The 16,330-nt window shown below is 71.3% G+C and carries 14 protein-coding genes; 12 read left to right on the top strand and 2 right to left on the bottom strand.

What is annotated here, in order from left to right; genetic code table 11:
• The first annotated feature begins 32 nt into the window (after positions 1–32).
• The 12 genes from JUB11_RS07455 (at position 33) to JUB11_RS07400 (ending at position 8,916) form a co-directional block, all read left to right on the top strand.
• Complete coding sequence (locus JUB11_RS07455; RefSeq protein WP_211112455.1) at positions 33–848, top strand: ABC transporter ATP-binding protein; 816 nt, start codon at positions 33–35, stop codon at positions 846–848.
• Complete coding sequence (locus tag JUB11_RS07450; protein WP_207457880.1) at positions 845–1,624, top strand: ABC transporter permease; 780 nt, start codon at positions 845–847, stop codon at positions 1,622–1,624. Before JUB11_RS07455 ends, JUB11_RS07450 begins: the two co-directional genes overlap by 4 nt.
• Before the next feature lie 32 nt (positions 1,625–1,656).
• The gene (locus tag JUB11_RS07445; RefSeq protein ID WP_207457878.1) at positions 1,657–2,499 is read left to right on the top strand and encodes an urease accessory protein UreD; all 843 of its coding nucleotides are present in this window, start codon (positions 1,657–1,659) and stop codon (positions 2,497–2,499) included.
• Positions 2,500–2,602: 103 nt separating this feature from the next.
• Positions 2,603–2,905: an urease subunit gamma gene (locus tag JUB11_RS07440; RefSeq protein ID WP_207457875.1), complete on the top strand. Its 303-nt coding sequence runs from the start codon at positions 2,603–2,605 to the stop codon at positions 2,903–2,905.
• Between the two features lie 10 nt (positions 2,906–2,915).
• On the top strand, positions 2,916–3,221 hold the full coding sequence (locus JUB11_RS07435) for an urease subunit beta (protein WP_207457873.1): 306 nt from the start codon (positions 2,916–2,918) through the stop codon (positions 3,219–3,221).
• 34 nt (positions 3,222–3,255) lie between these two features.
• Positions 3,256–4,965, top strand: coding sequence for an urease subunit alpha (gene ureC, locus JUB11_RS07430; RefSeq protein WP_207457866.1), 1,710 nt, complete (start codon positions 3,256–3,258; stop codon positions 4,963–4,965).
• Positions 4,966–5,016: 51 nt separating this feature from the next.
• Complete coding sequence (gene murI / locus JUB11_RS07425; protein ID WP_207457864.1) at positions 5,017–5,868, top strand: glutamate racemase; 852 nt, start codon at positions 5,017–5,019, stop codon at positions 5,866–5,868.
• On the top strand, positions 5,865–6,401 hold the full coding sequence (locus tag JUB11_RS07420) for an urease accessory protein UreE (RefSeq protein WP_207457862.1): 537 nt from the start codon (positions 5,865–5,867) through the stop codon (positions 6,399–6,401). Before murI ends, JUB11_RS07420 begins: the two co-directional genes overlap by 4 nt.
• A gap of 214 nt (positions 6,402–6,615) precedes the next feature.
• The gene (locus tag JUB11_RS07415; RefSeq protein ID WP_247886910.1) at positions 6,616–7,218 is read left to right on the top strand and encodes an urease accessory UreF family protein; all 603 of its coding nucleotides are present in this window, start codon (positions 6,616–6,618) and stop codon (positions 7,216–7,218) included.
• Positions 7,215–7,859: an urease accessory protein UreG gene (gene ureG, locus JUB11_RS07410; RefSeq protein WP_207457858.1), complete on the top strand. Its 645-nt coding sequence runs from the start codon at positions 7,215–7,217 to the stop codon at positions 7,857–7,859. The genes JUB11_RS07415 and ureG overlap by 4 nt, the downstream gene beginning before the upstream one ends.
• 110 nt (positions 7,860–7,969) lie before the next feature.
• Positions 7,970–8,353, top strand: a complete 384-nt coding sequence (locus JUB11_RS07405; protein WP_207457856.1) for a DUF2892 domain-containing protein — start codon at positions 7,970–7,972, stop codon at positions 8,351–8,353.
• 284 nt (positions 8,354–8,637) lie between these two features.
• Positions 8,638–8,916, top strand: a complete 279-nt coding sequence (locus JUB11_RS07400; protein ID WP_207457854.1) for a hypothetical protein — start codon at positions 8,638–8,640, stop codon at positions 8,914–8,916.
• A 9-nt stretch (positions 8,917–8,925) separates the two neighbouring features.
• Here the strand turns inward: JUB11_RS07400 and pbpC are convergent, their stop codons facing one another.
• Together pbpC and JUB11_RS07390 are read right to left on the bottom strand one after the other, a co-directional pair.
• Positions 8,926–11,019 (bottom strand): penicillin-binding protein 1C, encoded by a 2,094-nt coding sequence (gene pbpC / locus JUB11_RS07395; protein WP_207457852.1) that lies wholly within the window; start codon positions 11,017–11,019, stop codon positions 8,926–8,928.
• A 17-nt stretch (positions 11,020–11,036) separates the two neighbouring features.
• Positions 11,037–16,277, bottom strand: coding sequence for an alpha-2-macroglobulin (locus tag JUB11_RS07390; protein ID WP_207457849.1), 5,241 nt, complete (start codon positions 16,275–16,277; stop codon positions 11,037–11,039).
• Positions 16,278–16,330 lie beyond the last annotated feature (53 nt).

Below are 16,330 nucleotides of genomic sequence, written 5' to 3'. Positions count from 1 at the left end.
AAGGAAGTTGGGCCGGGAAGAGAGTTGGAGGAATGGTGCGCCCCTTCGTGGAACTGGACCGCGTCGCCCTGGCTTATGGCGGCGGGACGCTGGCGGTGGACGGGCTGAGCCTGCGGGTCGGGGAGGGCGAGTTCGCCGCCGTCGTCGGCCCGTCCGGTTGCGGCAAATCCACCCTGATGAAGCTCGTCACCGGCCTGATGCGGCCGACGCGGGGCGGGGTGATCGTGGACGGGCAGGAGGTCGGAGGCCCGCTGAAGATCTGCGGCATGGCCTTTCAGAATCCGACGCTGCTGCCCTGGCGGACGACGCTCGACAACCTGATGCTGCCCCTGGAGATCGTCCAGCCGCACCGCTCCCGCCTGCGGCGGGAGCGCGCGGCTTACGAGGCGGAGGCGAAGAGGCTGCTCGCCCAGGTCGGGCTCGCCGGCTTCGAGGAGCGATTCCCCTGGCAGCTCTCCGGCGGCATGCAGCAGCGGGCATCGCTGTGCCGGTCGCTGATCCACGGGCCGAAGCTTCTGATGCTCGACGAGCCCTTTGGCGCGCTCGACGCCTTCACGCGGGAGGAGCTGTGGGATGTCCTCCAGCAGGTCTGGATGGAGCGCAGATTCACGGGCATCCTCGTCACCCACGACCTGCGGGAGGCGGTGTATCTCGCCGACGTGGTCTATGTGATGTCGGCCCGGCCGGGCCGCGTGGTCTCCGTCCACCGCATCGAGCTGCCGCGCCCGCGCACGCTGGAGACCACCTTCACGCCGGAGTTCGGCGCGCTCGTCCACACCCTGCGCGACGAGATCAGCCGCGTGCGGCAGGGCCAGCCGGTCGGCGGCGTTGCGGAGGGCGGGGCATGACCAGGGACCGCACTCTTCAGCAGGTCATGCCCTGGCTGGTCGTGATCGGCATCTTCCTGATCTGGGAGCTGGCCTGCGTCGGCTTCGCCGTGCCGGAATTCGTGCTGCCGCGCCCCACGGTCGTGTTCGCCACCATGTGGGAGTTCGCCGGGCCGCTCTGGCAGCATTCCAGCTACACGCTCCTCACCACGCTCGCCGGATTCGCGCTGGCGGTGGCGGGGGGCGTGCTGCTCGGGCTGGCGGTCGGCTCCTCGCCGCTGGTCTATCACGGTCTCTACCCCGTGCTGATCGGCTTCAACGCGATCCCCAAGGTCGCCGTCGTGCCGGTGCTGGTGGTCTGGTTCGGCATCGGCACCATCCCGGCGATCCTGACCGCCTTCATGATCAGCTTCTTCCCCATCGCGGTGAACGTCGCCACCGGCCTCGCCACGCTGGAGCCGGAGCTGGAGGACGTGCTGCGGTCGCTGGGCGCCAGCCGGATCGACATCCTGCGCAAGGTCGGGCTGCCGCGCTCGCTGCCCTACTTCTTCGCCTCGCTGAAGGTGGCGGTGACGCTCGCCTTCGTCGGCTCGGTCATCGCGGAGACAGTCGCCTCGAACGAGGGGATCGGCTACCTGATGCTCCAGGCCTCCTCCCGTTTCCAGATCCCGCTGGTCTTCGCCGGGCTGATTGTCATCGCGGCGATGGGCGTGATCATGTACTTCCTGTTCGCCGCCATTGAGGGCCGGCTGACCGGCTGGGCGACCCGCAAGACGGAGTTCGCCGCCGGAAGCTGACGGCGGCGGGAGAGGACAGGAACGATTCGGGCATGACTGCGGTGCTGACGAAGAAGGTCGCCGTCCATGGCGCGGCCACGGTGCGGTTCGAGCACCGGCACGGGGCGACCCGGCTGGCGACGCTCTACCACCACGACCCCCTGCGGGTGCTGCTGCCCGACCCGCGCGCGGGCGACCTGCCGGTGGCGGTGCTGGTCACCACGTCGGGCGGCATGGTCGGCGGCGACCGCATGGACGTGGAGCTGTCGGCCGGGCCGGGGGCGGCGGCGCTGGTGACCAGTCAGGCGGCGGAGAAGGTCTACCGCTCCGCCGGTCCCGACTGCCGGATCGACACGCGGGTGCGGGTGGAGGACGGCGCTTGGCTGGAATGGATGCCGCAGGAGGCCATCGTCTTCGAGGGCTCCCGCCTGCGCCGCCTGACCCGGCTGGAGCTGGAGGGCGGCGCCCGGCTGATCGCGGGGGAGATGCTGGTCTTCGGCCGCGCGGCCTTCGGCGAAACGGTGAGCTACGGCCTCGTCCGCGACGCCTGGGAGGTGGCGCGCGACGGGCGGCTGGTCTGGGCGGACGCCTTGCATCTGGACGGCGACATCGCGGAAGCCTTGGCGCACCCCGCCGCCTTCGCCGGGGCGGGGGCCTGCGCCACGCTGCTGCACGCCGGCCCGGACGCGGCGGCCCAATTGGAGATGGCGCGGGAGGCCACGGCGGCCCTGCCCGGCGTGCGCGCCGCCGTGACGGCCTTCGACGGGCTGCTGGTGGTCCGCATCCTGGGCGGCGACGCGGTGGCGGTGCGCCGCGCCTATGCGTCGCTCTGGTCCCTGTTGCGGGCGGCGGCGGCGGGGCTGCCGCGCCGGCTGCCGCGGCTGTGGGAAATGTAGTGGCGCCCGGAAAGGCGTTCGGAATCAACGTGAAGGGTTGGCGGGCCGCCACGCCGTGGCATAATCCCGGCCGACCTGAAGGGAAGAGGCGGAGACGAGCCCCATGAACCTGACACCGCGCGAGAAGGACAAGCTTCTCGTCGCCATGGCCGCCATCGTGGCGCGCCGGCGGCTGGAGCGAGGCGTGAAGCTGAACCACCCGGAGGCGGTGGCGCTGATCACCGACTTCGTGGTCGAGGGTGCCCGCGACGGCCGCACGGTGGCGGAGCTGATGCGCGACGGCGCCACGGTCATCACCCGCGACCAGGTCATGGACGGCATCGCCGAGATGATCCACGAGATCCAGGTGGAAGCCACCTTCCCGGACGGGACGAAGCTCGTCACTGTCCACCAGCCGATCCGCTGAGGGGACCGACATGAAACCGGGTGAACTCTTCCCCGCCGCGGGCGAGATCGAACTGAACGCCGGCCGGCCCACGGTCGAACTCGACGTCTCCAACGCCGGCGACCGGCCCATCCAGGTCGGCTCGCACTATCATTTCTACGAGACCAACGGCGCGCTCAGCTTCGACCGCGAAAAGGCGCGGGGCTTCCGGCTGGACATTCCCGCCGGCACGGCGGTGCGCTTCGAGCCGGGCCAGACGCGCACCGTGCGGCTCGTCGCCTATGGCGGCGCGCGGGTGGTGATCGGCTTCAACGGTAAGGTGAACGGCGCCCTCTGACGGGCCGGACCGCAAGGCATTTTGGGGGCAGGACATGGCGCATCGCATCGACCGGGCCGAATACGCGGCTCTCTACGGCCCGACCGTGGGCGACCGGCTACGGCTGGCCGACACCGAGCTGATCGTCGAGGTGGAGAAGGACTTCACCACCTACGGCGAGGAGGTGAAGTTCGGCGGCGGCAAGGTGATCCGCGACGGCATGGGGCAGAGCCAGGTCTCGCGCCAGGACGGGGCGGTGGACACCGTCATCACCAACGCGCTGATCATCGACCATTGGGGCATCGTCAAGGCCGACATCGGCATCCGCGACGGCCGCATCGCCGCCATCGGCAAGGCCGGCAACCCGGACGTCCAGCCGGGCGTCACCATCGTGGTCGGGCCGGGCACCGAGGTGATCGCGGGCGAGAACAAGATCGTCACGGCCGGCGGCATCGACGCCCACATCCATTTCATCTGCCCGCAGCAGGTGGACGAGGCGCTCTACAGCGGCGTCACCACCATGCTGGGCGGCGGCACGGGGCCGGCGGCCGGCACCTCGGCCACCACCTGCACGCCCGGCGCCTGGCACATCGCCCGCATGATGCAGGCGGCCGAGGGGCTGCCCATGAATCTGGGCTTCTTCGGCAAGGGCAACGCCAGCCGCCAGGACGCGCTGATCGAGCAGATCGTGGCCGGCGTCTGCGGCATGAAGCTGCACGAGGACTGGGGCACCACGCCCGAGGCCATCGACACCTGCCTGACCGTCGCCGAACTGCACGACATCCAGGTGGCGATCCACACCGACACGCTGAACGAGTCCGGCTTCGTCGAGAACACCATCGCCGCCTTCAAGGGCCGCAACATCCACGCCTTCCACACGGAAGGGGCGGGCGGCGGCCACGCGCCGGACATCATCAAGGTGGCCGGCCTGCCCAACGTGCTGCCCAGCTCCACCAACCCGACGCGGCCCTTCACGGTGAACACGGTGGACGAGCATCTCGACATGCTCATGGTCTGCCATCACCTGAGCCCGCGCATCCCCGAGGACGTCGCCTTCGCCGAAAGCCGCATCCGGCGCGAGACCATCGCGGCGGAGGACATCCTCCACGACCTCGGCGTCTTCTCCATGATCAGCTCCGACAGCCAGGCCATGGGCCGGCTGGGCGAGGTGATCATCCGCACCTGGCAGACCGCGCACAAGATGAAGGTCCAGCGCGGCCGACTGCCGGAGGAGCGCGGCGACAACGACAATTTCCGCGTGAAGCGCTACATCGCCAAATACACGATCAACCCGGCGCTCTCGCACGGCGTTGCCCATGTCGTCGGCTCGCTGGAGGTTGGCAAGCTGGCCGACCTCGTGATCTGGTCGCCGGCCTTCTTCGGCGTGAAGCCGGACATGGTGCTGAAGTCCGGCACCATCGCGGCGGCGCTGATGGGCGATCCCAACGCCTCGATCCCGACGCCGCAGCCCGTCCATTACCGCCACATGTTCGGCGCCTTCGGCCGCTCGCTCCAGGCCAGCTCCGTCACCTTCGTCAGCGGCCTGTCGCTGGAGCGGGAGAGCTTCAAGGGGCTGGGGCTGAACCGGGAGCTGATCGCCGTGCGCGACGTGCGCTCGGTCGGCAAGAAACAGATGATTCACAACGATTCCACACCAAACATCGAGGTGGATCCGGAAACCTACGAGGTGCGCGCCGACGGGCAGCTCCTCACCTGCGAGCCCGCCGACGTGCTGCCCATGGCACAGCGGTACTTCCTGTTCTGACGGCCAAAGGGCCGGGGGCGGGAGTGCCCGGTCGGTGAAAGGTTCATTGTTGTGATCGGCGTTTTCGATTCCGGGCATGGCGGTCTGACGGTTCTGCGCGCCCTGGTGGAGGCGGCCCCGGACCGCCCCTTCGTCTATCTCGGCGACCACGCGTCGGCCCCCTACGGGCCGCGCGACGAGGAGGAGATCTACCGCCTGACCGTGGCGGGGATGGACCGGCTGTTCGGCCAGGGATGCCGGCTGGTCGTGATCGCCTGCAACACGGCGGCGGCGGTGGCCCTGCGGCGCATGCAGCAGACCTGGCTGCCGACGGCCTGGCCCGGGCGCAACGTGCTTGGCGTGCTGGTGCCGATGGTCGAGGCGATCACGCGCGTGCCCTGGATGACCGAGGCGCCGCCAAGCGACCGCCCGCCGGAGCCGCGCACCGTCGGCATCTTCGCGACCAGGGCGACGGTGTCCTCCGGCTCCTTCCCAAGGGAAATCGGCAAGCGCGCGCCCGACGTGCGGGTCGTGCAGCAGGCCTGCCCGGACCTCGTCCCCTTCATCGAGCGGGGCGCGTCGGACGCGGAGATGGCACCGTCGGTGCGCCGCTACGCCGCCGAACTGACCGACCAGCTCGGCGGCGAGCCGCTGGACGCGGTGGTGCTGGGCTGCACCCACTACCCGCTGGTGGCGCACCTCTTCGCCGAGGCGCTGCCGCCGGGGGTGGAGGTGCTGTGCCAGCCGTCCCTGACCGCCAAATCCTTGGAGCATTACCTGGAGCGGCACCCGGAATACGCGCCCGAGCGGCTGGGGCGTCCGGTGGAGCCGCGCTTCTTCACCACGGGGGCGGCGGAACCGGTCGGCGCGCTCGCGGGACGTTTCTTCGGCCGGCCGACCCCTTTCGAGACCTTGTCCCCATGACCGAATCCCTGCGCCGCGCCATCCAGGTACACCCCCACGGGCACTGGCCGGAGGCCCTGGCGACCGCCACCGTCACGCTCGCCTTCGACGACCGCTTCCGCCGCCGCATGCGGATGACCGACGACGCGGGCGCGCCCTTCCTGCTCGACCTCGCCCGCGCCATGCCGATCGGCGACGGCGATGGGCTGGAGTTGGAGGAGGGCGGCTACCTGCTGGTCCGCGCCGCCGACGAGGAACTGATGGAGGCCCGCTGCACCGAGGGTCCAGAGAAGTTCGCCCGCATCGCCTGGCATCTCGGCAACCGCCACCTGCCGGTCCAGTTCGTCGGCGACACCATCCGGCTGCGCCGCGACCATGTGATCGAGGACATGCTGCGCGGCCTCGGTGCCGAGGTGCGGCACGTCCACGCGCCCTTCGCCCCGGAGGGCGGCGCCTATGCCGGGCAGGGCGGCCATGGGCACGGGCACTCGCACGGCCATGATCATGACCACAACCATGACCATCATCATGATCACGGGCACTCCCATGACTGACGCTCCATCTCCCTCTCCCCTCCGGGGAGAGGGTCGGGGTGAGGGGGATGCAGGGGGACGGGAAAGTTCGGCAAATGCCGGACCCCCTCACCCTAACCCTCTCCGCAGGGGGGAGAGGGAACATGCCGTTTCCACCCACCAGCTCACCAAGCTCCTCGCCTGGCTGTCGCCCTCCTTTCCGGTCGGCGGCTTCTCCTACAGCCACGGAATCGAGATGGCCGTGGAGCAGGGGCTGGTCCGCGATCGCGACAGCCTCGTGCGCTGGATGGACGGCATCCTGCGGCACGGAGCCGGCCGCACCGACGGGATGCTGTTCGCGGCGGCTCACCGCGCCGTGCTGGCGGGGGACGAGGCGGGCTTCGCCTGGGCGGTGGAGCGGGCGGACGCGATGCGCGCCTCCTCGGAGACCGCGCTGGAAAGCCGGTCGCAGGGGCAGGCCTTCCTGTTGGCGATCCGCTCCTCCTGGCCGATGGACGGGCTGGAACGCTGGGACACCGTGCTGAAGGCGACCGGCCGGCCGGCGGCCTATTCCGTGGCGGTTGGGCTCGCCTCGGCCCTGATCGGGGTGGCGGAGGGGCCGGCGCTGGCCGCCTACCTGCACGCCTTCGCGGCGAACCTCGTCTCGGCCGGGGTGCGCCTCGTGCCGCTCGGCCAGACGGACGGGCAGAGGGCCTTGGCGGCGCTCGATGCCCTGGTGCAGGATTGCGCGGACACGGCGCTGGCGACCCCGCTCGATGATCTCGGCAGCCGGGCGATGGCCGTCGATTGGACCTCCATGATTCACGAAACCCAGTACACGAGGCTGTTCCGCTCATGAGCAACGCGATTTCGAAGGGCCATGGCGGCCCCCTGCGGGTGGGCATCGGCGGGCCGGTGGGCTCCGGCAAGACCGCGCTGGTGGACGCGCTTTGCAAGAGCATGCGCGACGGCTGGAACGTCGCCGCCATCACCAACGACATCTACACCAAGGAAGACGCGGAGTTCCTGACCCGCTCCGGCGCGCTCGATCCGTCGCGCATCATGGGGGTGGAGACGGGCGGCTGCCCGCACACGGCGATCCGCGAGGATGCCTCCATGAACCTCGCCGCCGTCGAGGAGATGACGGCGCGGTTTCCCGGCCTCGACCTGATCTTCATCGAATCGGGCGGCGACAACCTCGCCGCGACCTTCTCGCCGGAGCTGGCGGACATCACGATCTACGTCATCGACGTGTCGGCCGGCGACAAGATCCCGCGCAAGGGCGGGCCGGGCATCACCCGCTCCGACCTGCTGGTGATCAACAAGACGGACCTCGCCCCGCTGGTCGGCGCCAGCCTGGAGGTCATGGACCGCGATTCCCGCAAGATGCGCGGCCAGCGCCCCTTCGTCTTCACGAACGTGAAGCGCGGCGACGGGCTGTCGGCGGTGCAGGACTTCATCGTGGAGCGCGGCGGGCTGCCGGCGGCGCGGCCGCAGTAATCGCGGCTTCCCTCCAAGGTTCCGGACCCCCGTTGGAACCTCCGGCTTGGCCGTGCTGTTCATGCAGCAGCAAATGCCGACCGGCGGATACCGGAACCGAGGAGGACAGCATGGCAATCACCGAACACAGGAACGAACCGGGCCGGATCATCAATGTCGGCCACACCGAGCGGTTGGTGTCGCTCGTCGGCGGCGGGATCCTGGCCGTGCTCGGCATGCGCCGCCCGACCGTGGGCGGCGCCGCCCTGGCGCTGGCCGGCGGCGCGCTGGTCGCCCGCGGCCTGACCGGCTATTGCCCGGCCTACGGCTTCCTCGAAAGCCGCAGCGACCACGCCGCCATCCCGAACGAGGACGTGGAGGACGGCCGCGACATGTACTCGCGTCACCCCGGCGACATCTACAACGAGCCGGACGAGAAGGAACTGGTGGACGAAGCCTCCCAGGAATCCTTCCCGGCCAGCGACCCGCCCTCCTTCACGCCGGGCCGTGCGTAAGGGCGACGGCTGAAGATCTCGGCGGAAGTGATGAAGGGCGCGGGCGTGTTCCGCGCCCTTTTTCGCTGCTTGGTTGATCGCTTCCTTTGAAAATAGCGACTCAGCCGTCACCTCCGCGAAAGCGCATGGGCGTTAACTTCTGCATGTTCGTCCGCTCGACCGAAGCCCGCGCAATCCCTTTTCGTCATTCCCGCGAAAGCGGGAATCCAGTCCCTTCCAGCAGCGAACCTTTTGGAAACTCTGGATCCCCGCGTCCGCGGGGATGACGCTGGAAGGGTGGTCGGATGCTCGGTCTCGTCGGTCGACTCTCAAAGTTAGCGCCCATGCGTGAAAACGGGACCGAAGGTTCACCGAACACCAACATCTGGCCCGAGAGGGTCGATCGCATGACGATGCTCGGAAACTCCGACCCGCTGACGCCTGATTTGCGGATCGAACTCGACGCCCTGGAAGCCATGCTGGACGACACCGTCGATACCAGTGATGCCCCACCAACGAGGGACTGGACGGGAGGCAGACGGGGCGTGTTCTTCCACCGTCATCAGCGACACAAGCACAACTAACGCCAAACCTCACCGGATCTCCACCGTCGCGCTGTCACTCCGGCCATCCGCGTCCACGACCGTGATGCGCACCGTGCCCGGCCCGTCTGGGCGCCATTCGGCGTCGCGCCGGATGGGGGAGATGGCGACGCGGCGGCCGTTCACCAGCCAGGACAGGGGGCGCCGGCCACCCGAGGCCGACAGCTTCAGCGGTTCGGTCCCGTCCAGGGCGAGCGCTTCCAGCACCATGCGGTCAGAGGGGAAAACCAGGCGCGGCTTGTCCAGGCCGCGGGCCGCAGCCACAGGCTGTCCGGCGGCCTCCCCGGCGGACAGGCGGCCGAGCAGGGCCGGGGGCGTGGCGTCCGCCGCCAGCGGGCCGGCGGGGCGGCCGCGGTCGCGCGGCAGCCGGTCGAAGACGCGGTAGAGCAGCGGGGCCGCCGTGTTGCGGCCAAAACGGTCGGGGCTGGGCGTGCCGTCCGGGCGGCCGACCCAGACGCCGACCGTGTAACGCTCCGTCACCCCGAAAGCCCAGGCGTCGCGGAAGCCGTAGCTGGTCCCTGTCTTCAACGCGATTGGGCTGGCGGACTGGAAGGCGGGGTCCTGCACCACGCCGGCTGGCGGGGCGGTGCCCTCCAGGATCGCGCGGACCTGCTGCGCGGCGGCGGCGGAGAGCAGCCGGCTCTCAATGCCGGCGGGGGCGTCCGGCTCGACCCGCAGCGGCGCCGTCAGACCGCCGCGCGCGAGGCCGGCGTAGAGGCCGGCCATGTCCCACAGGCTGATGGACGCGCCGCCCAGCGCCACCGGCAGGCCGGGCTGCGAGGCGCCGGCCGGCAGAACGAGCCGCGCCCCCGCCCGCCGCAACGCGTCGGCGAAGCGGACCGGGCCGACGCGGTCGAGCACCAGGACCGCCGGCACGTTGAGCGAGCGCTGCAGGGCCTCCCGGATCGTCAGCTCCCCGCTGAAGCCACGGTCGAAGTTGCGCGGGGCGTAGTCGCCGAAGCGGGTCGAGACGTCGGCCACCTGGGTCAGCGGATGGATCACCCCGTCGTCGAAGCCGAGCCCATAGATGAAGGGCTTCAGTGCCGAGCCCGGCGAGCGCACCGCCCGCACCATGTCGATGGGACCCTGGCGCCGCTCGTCCAGCGCATCGGGGCTGCCGACATAGGCCAGCACCGCGCGGGTCCGGTTGTCGATGACGAGGATGGCGAGGCCAGCTCGCTCGTGCAGCGTTTCCCGTTCCCGCCGGGCGAGATCCTCCAGCCCGCGCTGGAGGTAGCCGTCCAGCGTCGTCGCGACCACGGTCTCCGCCGGGTGGCGGGCCTTCACCGTCCGGGCGAGATGTGGAGCGCTGGAGGGCAGGGCGAGGCGGGCGGAGGGTACGGGCTCCGTCTTCGCCTCCTCGGCGGCGCGGGGGGCGAGGACACCCGCCGCCACGGCGCGGTCCAGCACCTTGTCACGCGCCGCCCGCGCCCGTTCCGCCGCGCGGTCGGGCCGCAGCAGGGAGGGCGCTTGGGGCAAGGCCACCAGCAGCGCCGCCTCCCCGACGGTAAGCTCGCGCGGCGGCTTGCCGAACAGGGTCAGGGAGGCGGCCCGGATGCCCTCGACGTTGCCACCGTAGGGGGCCAGCGTCAGGTACATGCCCAGCACGCCCGGCTTGCCATAGCGCCATTCGAGTTGCAGAGCGCGCGCGGTCTCGACCAGCTTGGCCGAGAATGTGCGCGGGCGCGGCTCCAGCAGGCGGGCCACCTGCATGGACAAGGTGGACGCGCCGGATACCACCCGCCCGGCGGCGAGGTTCTGGACCGCCGCGCGGGCCATGGCCGCCGGATCGACGCCCGGATGCTGAGAAAAGCGCCGGTCCTCGTAGGCGGTCAGCAGGCCGAGGAACAGCGGGTCCACCGCCTCGGCCCCCGCGGGCAGGCGCCAGGCCCCGGAACGGTTCAGGAAGACGCGCAGGGGATCGCCGGACCTGTCCGTCACCGTGACGGACAGGTCGTGCAGCCGGTCGAGCGGCGGCGGGAACAGCGCGTCCAGCGTGGCGGCGCCGGCCGCGAGCAGGCCGGCACCGGCAACGCCGACGGAAAGGACGCCGGCCACCGTGCGCCGAACCCGACTTGCGCTCATGGCCCGCATGGCCCGCTTCACTCCACCGCGTGGACGGTGATGCGGCCGGTCGCCTGCTGCGCCCGGAAGCGCGGCTTGTACATGTCCTCCAGCGTGGCGCCGGGCAGCTCGTAGGTGCCCGGAGTCACCGCACGGACGAGGAAGGCCAGCCGGAAGCTCCGGGTCGTTTCCGTGAGGTCGAAGGCCGCGATGAAACGATCATCGCGCGCCTCCAGCGTGTGGGCGAAGGTCAGGTCGCCCATCCAGCGCATGGCTTCGCCTGCGCTGTCCAGCCGGACGCTCTCGATCTCCCACCCCGCCGGGAGGGGGAGGGTGAGTGCCGCGCGGTGGTGGAGGTTCGTGCTGGCCTCGCCCTCCAGAAGCACGACGAAGACGTCGTTTTGGCGCAGGCTGTCGAGGTTCAGCGGCTCGCCGGCGCGGGTGAAGAAGTTGCGCTTGACGCGCAGCCCCTCGCGCGCCGCCGGGGATGGCACCACCGGCACGCCGGACAGCGACACCGCCTGCCAGATCGCCGCCTTTCCGCTGTTGCCCACCGGGAATCCGCCGGCGAGCTGCACCGGCGTCGGGTTCAGGTTCACGCGCGTCCCCTTCCGCTCTCCACCGGGCAGGGCGAGCGTCACCGAGTTGGAGGAGCCGCGCATCAGCGCTTCGGCCGCGAGCACCGCCCAGGCCTGCTCCTGCGTGCTGGTCCGGTCCACGGCGGACGAGGAGGCCGGCAGCCGGTCGACCAGCGGCTCGATGCGGCCCTCGCTCATGCCGGCCTCGGTCACGAGCACCACCAGGGCTGCCGCGTCGCGTACGGTGGAGCCGTAATCGAAGGCCCATTCGTTGCGGGCGAGCGCGGCGAGTGCGGAGTCGAAGGCGCTCGCCGCGCGTTCCCGGTCGCCCATGCGCGCCAGGGCCGCGCCGAGCTGCCCCTTGGCGAGCGGCGTCGGCAGCTTTTCGAGCGCGGTGTCGTGCAGGTAGCGCGCTTGGCCCCCCATGGACACGCCGCCAAGCGCCAGCGCGTGGAGGGCGTAGGCGCGGGCCGCCAGCCCCTCCGCCGTGTCGCCGCCGGCCGCGACGCGCTGGCGCAGCCAGCCGAGAGCGTCGGCGAAGGGCTTGTCCGGAACGGCGTGGCCCTTCTGCCGGGCGCGGGCCAGGAACTCGACGGCGTAGGCGGTCAGCCAGTCGTCGGTCTCGTCCCCCGCGCTCCACAGTCCGAAGCTGCCGTCGAAGCGCTGGCGGTCGAGCGTGCGGGCGACCGCCTGCTGGACGCGGGCCTCCAGCCCGTCGCCCGGCTTGCGCGCCGTGCCCAGCGCCATCTCGACGTCGGCCACGGCCAGCAGCGGCAGCGCGCGGCTGATCGTCTGCTCGACGCAGCCGAAGGGATAGCGGTCGAGCGCCCGCAGGATGCCGGCCACGTCGAAGGGCGGGGCGGCGCTGAAGCTGACGGACATGGCCGACGTGCCGGGCAGATAGCCCGCCAGCTCCGTCCCGTCGATCCGGGCCGTTTCGCCCGGCGCCACCTGCCGCGTGACGAAGCGCGTTTCCGGCGCGCGGGCGGGGCGCACGGTGATGGCGTAATCGTGGCCGAGCGCCAGGCCGTCCGGCCCCGTCACCGACAGGGACACGCGCCCGATCCCGGCCGACAGGCCACGGAGCGGCAGGGCCAGCGACGCGCGTTCGCCCGGCGCCAGCGCGACGCTCTGCGTCCCGCCTTCCACTCCGACGGCATCGGCGCCCAGGACGGTGACTTCATAGTTGCCTGCGGGGGCTTCCACATTGTGCAAGGACACGGTCACGCGGCTGTCGTCGCCGGGGGCGAGGAAGCGCGGCATGACGGCGTCGGCCACCAGCGGGTCGCGGACCGTCACCGGCTGGGCGGCGGAGCCGACCCGGCCCCGGCTGAAGGCCACGGCCATGAGGCGAAGCTCGCCGTTGAAGTCGGGAAGGTCCAGCCGCAGACGGGCGACGCCATCCGGTCCGACCTTCACCGGCCCCCGGAACAGCGAAACGACCGAGAAGGGGACCACCGGCAGCCCGCCCATGCTGGCGTCGCCGCCCTGGCGCAGGGCGCCGAAGGCGCCGTCCATCGGATGGATCAGCCGGCCGTAATCGTCCCGTATGTCCAGCCCGAGCATGCGCTTGCCGAAGAAGTGCTTTTCCGGCTGGGGGCTGGCGAAGTCGGTCAGGCGCAGGATGCCCTCATCCACGGCGGCCAGCGTCACATAGGCGTCCTTGACCGCGTCACCATCGGCCGCGCCGCCACCGGCCGCGGCGACCTTCACGGCGACCTCCAGGGGCGTGCGCGGGCGCACCGTCGCGGGCGCTTCCAGCGCCACGTCGAGCGCGCGGGCGGCCGGGTCGATGCCGACCCAGGCGACGCCGAGGGCGCGCACCGGCTGGCGGTCGCGGCCCCGGACGGGCGGACGGAAGGCGGTCGCGGTGACATAGGCGCCCGGCCCCCAGGCCGCGTTCACCGGCACCTCGACCGTGGCGCCGTCGGCGGGCACCGACAGGGCGCGGACCTCGAACAGCCGGTCGGTCGCGACCGTGAGCAGCACCTCGCCCGCGAAGGGCGGCGTCAGCCGCACACGCGCGGTCTCGCCGGGGTGGTAGGCGGGCTTGTCCAGCGAAACCGTCAGCTTGTCCGGTGTCTCGTCCGCCTCGTCGCTGGTCTGCCAGCCCGACGCGAAGCGCACGGAACTGGCGACACCCGTCGCCCGGTCGGTGACCTCCAACCGGTAGCGCCCGAAATCCCGCCGGCCGGCGGACAGAGCCGCCGGGCCGGAAGCGGTTGCGTTTACCGTTCCGGAGGTGAGCGGAACGTCCTTGGTGATGGCCTTGTAGCTGTAGAGGCCGTCCTGCTCGTACCAGACGAAGGTGACGCGCTCCTCGATCAGCTCCCAGGAGAGGCCGGGTTTTGCGACCAGTGCGCCGTCGGGGGCGACGGCGATGACGTCGAACTGGGCCTCGTGCCCCTCGCCGATCTGCCCGTCCGGGAAGCGCGGGCGCAGCCCGACGGAGAAGTCCTTGGCCCGCACCGGCAGCGCCACAGACGCACGGGCGGGGCGACCGCCCGGCTCGGAGAGGGCCACCCGCACGTCGGCGCGCAAGGGGCGCGTCACGTCGGGCAGGGACGGCAGCGACACCGAAACGACCGAACGGCCCTCAGCGTCCGTCTCCGGGAATTCCAGCGTCTCGACGCGCGCGTCGAAGGTCTCCTGCTCCAGGCCGAACTGGAAACCCTTGTGCTGCGGGAAGGGAAGCGGGTCGGTGCGCAGCACGAGTTCCGCCGTGCCGGTGAGGCCAGCGGCGGGCGGGCCATAGAGGAAGCGCGCATCGACCGTCACATCGACCGGCTGGTCCGGCGTCAGATGCGACGCGGCGGCCTTTGCCTCCAGCGCGAGCTTGAGCGGTACGAAGTCATCGACTTGGAAGGTGGCGCGGCCGACCGGCTCTCCCTTCGGGTCCGCGTAGGCCAGCACCTCCCAGCCGCCGAGCGGCGCCGTCGCCGACAGCGTCAGCGGCAGGAAATGGGCGCCCGCCGGCCCGGCCGGCAGCGTGCCGGCGAAATACTCGGTCCCGCTCGGCCGCAGCACCTTGACCGTCAATGGAAAATTCTCGACGGCCTCGGTCCTGTCGTCGCGCAGCAGGATGGAAAGGTTGACCGTCTCGCCCTGGCGGTAGACGCCGCGGTCCGTGTAGACGAAGGCGTCCATCGGCCCCGGCGCCGCGCGCCCGCCGACGCCCCGGTCGCTGAGGTCGAAGGCGGCCCTGGTCAGGTCCAGCATGGCGAAGTCCGGACCGGCATAGGCCATGACCGCCTGCGGGGCGTTGCCGCCCTCGGCCGCTGGACGGTCGGGGAAGCGCACGCGGCCGAGATCGTCGGTGACGGCGCGCGCCAGCTCCGCGTTGTTGCGGGCGAGCAGGGCGACCTCGACCCCCGCCATCGGCTTGGCCGTGGCGTAGGAGCGGGCAAAGACGGTCAGCCCGTCCGCGCCCCGGAAGCTCGTGAGACCGATGTCCGACACCAGCACCCACTGGGTCGCCAATTCCATCCAGTCGTCGTTCGGATCCCGGTCGGGGGCGGACGCGGTGACGGCGTAGAGGCCGGGCTTCGGCGACTCCCCGGCGACCTGGCGGAAGGACAGGGCGGTGACGGCTTCCCGGTTGCGCTTCCCGGGGGTCGCCATGCTCCCCTTCCAGACCAGCTCGCCGTTGCGCTCGGCCAGCCGCTCGGCGCCGTAGGCGTTGAGCTGACCGAACAGGCCGTCGTTGCCCAGGGCGGGGGCGATCATCCGGTCGCCGACCCGGTAGACGGCGACATCGACGGAGTCGGCGTTCACGGTGATGACGGGGATGCCATCGGGCCCGCCGCGCGGCAGGATGAAGGAGGAGCCGCGGAAGGAGATCATGGTAGGGCGGTCGGGAACGCGCAGGCGCTGCGTCTCATCCGCCTTCAGGACCAGCCCGTCCTCGCCCGGCAAGCCCTGGCGCAGGGTGAGGCTGTAGCCGGCTCCGAACTCGAAGCCGCGCAGGCAGAGCGTCTCGTCGCGTGCCTCCAAGGCTGCCTGCACCGGCGGCTCGATCCGCAGGAAATCGTCGAAGCGCACGCCCTGGCGCGTGCTCAGCCGGTCGGAGAAGGTGAGACAGACGCGCGGCGTGGCCTCATCGGTCAGGACCTCCGCCGAGCGCAGGTTCAGCCCGACCTTGCGCCGCAGGCCGAGGCGCCGCTCCTCCAGCCCCGGGGTGAGCTGGTCGCGCAGGCCCGCCGGCAGGGATTGCGCCTCGGCGTCGATCTCGCGCAGCGCCTGCAAGGCCTCCGCCGGCCGCGCGAACGGCCCGTCCAGGATGTCGGCCATGCGCCAGAGCGCCGTGACGCGATGCTCGGCGTGGCCGCCCTGGCGCTCCTCGGCCTTGTAGGCAAGGAGGGCGCTTTGCAGGGCGCGGTCCTTGTTGGGCGTGGAGCCCGCCGCCCAGGCTCCGCTCAGCTCCAGCCAGACGGTGGGCGAGGCGGCGCCGAGCGCGATGGCCGACTCGAACTTGGCTATGGCCTCGGCGAAGGCCTTGCGCTCCAGCGCGGCGCGGGCCTGCTTCAGCGTTTCGTCCCGCTGGCCCGGACGCGGCTGCGGCGGCGCCTTCGCCGTCAGGCTTCGGGCGTAGGCCGACGCGTCGGTCATCAGGCCGGGCGGATCGAACTCCGCCCGCGCCACGCCCATTACAGTCATGGCGGCGACCGCCATGACCAAGAACAGCCTGAACAGCTTCGCCATGGTGCCACCGCACGGATATGTCTAATCCGTTGAGGCTAACCCATCGCCTCCCT

The sequence above is a fragment of the Azospirillum sp. SYSU D00513 genome (assembly GCF_017356015.1).
Taxonomy (GTDB): Bacteria; Pseudomonadota; Alphaproteobacteria; order Azospirillales; family Azospirillaceae; genus Azospirillum.
This window is presented reverse-complemented; position numbering and strand designations above follow the sequence as displayed.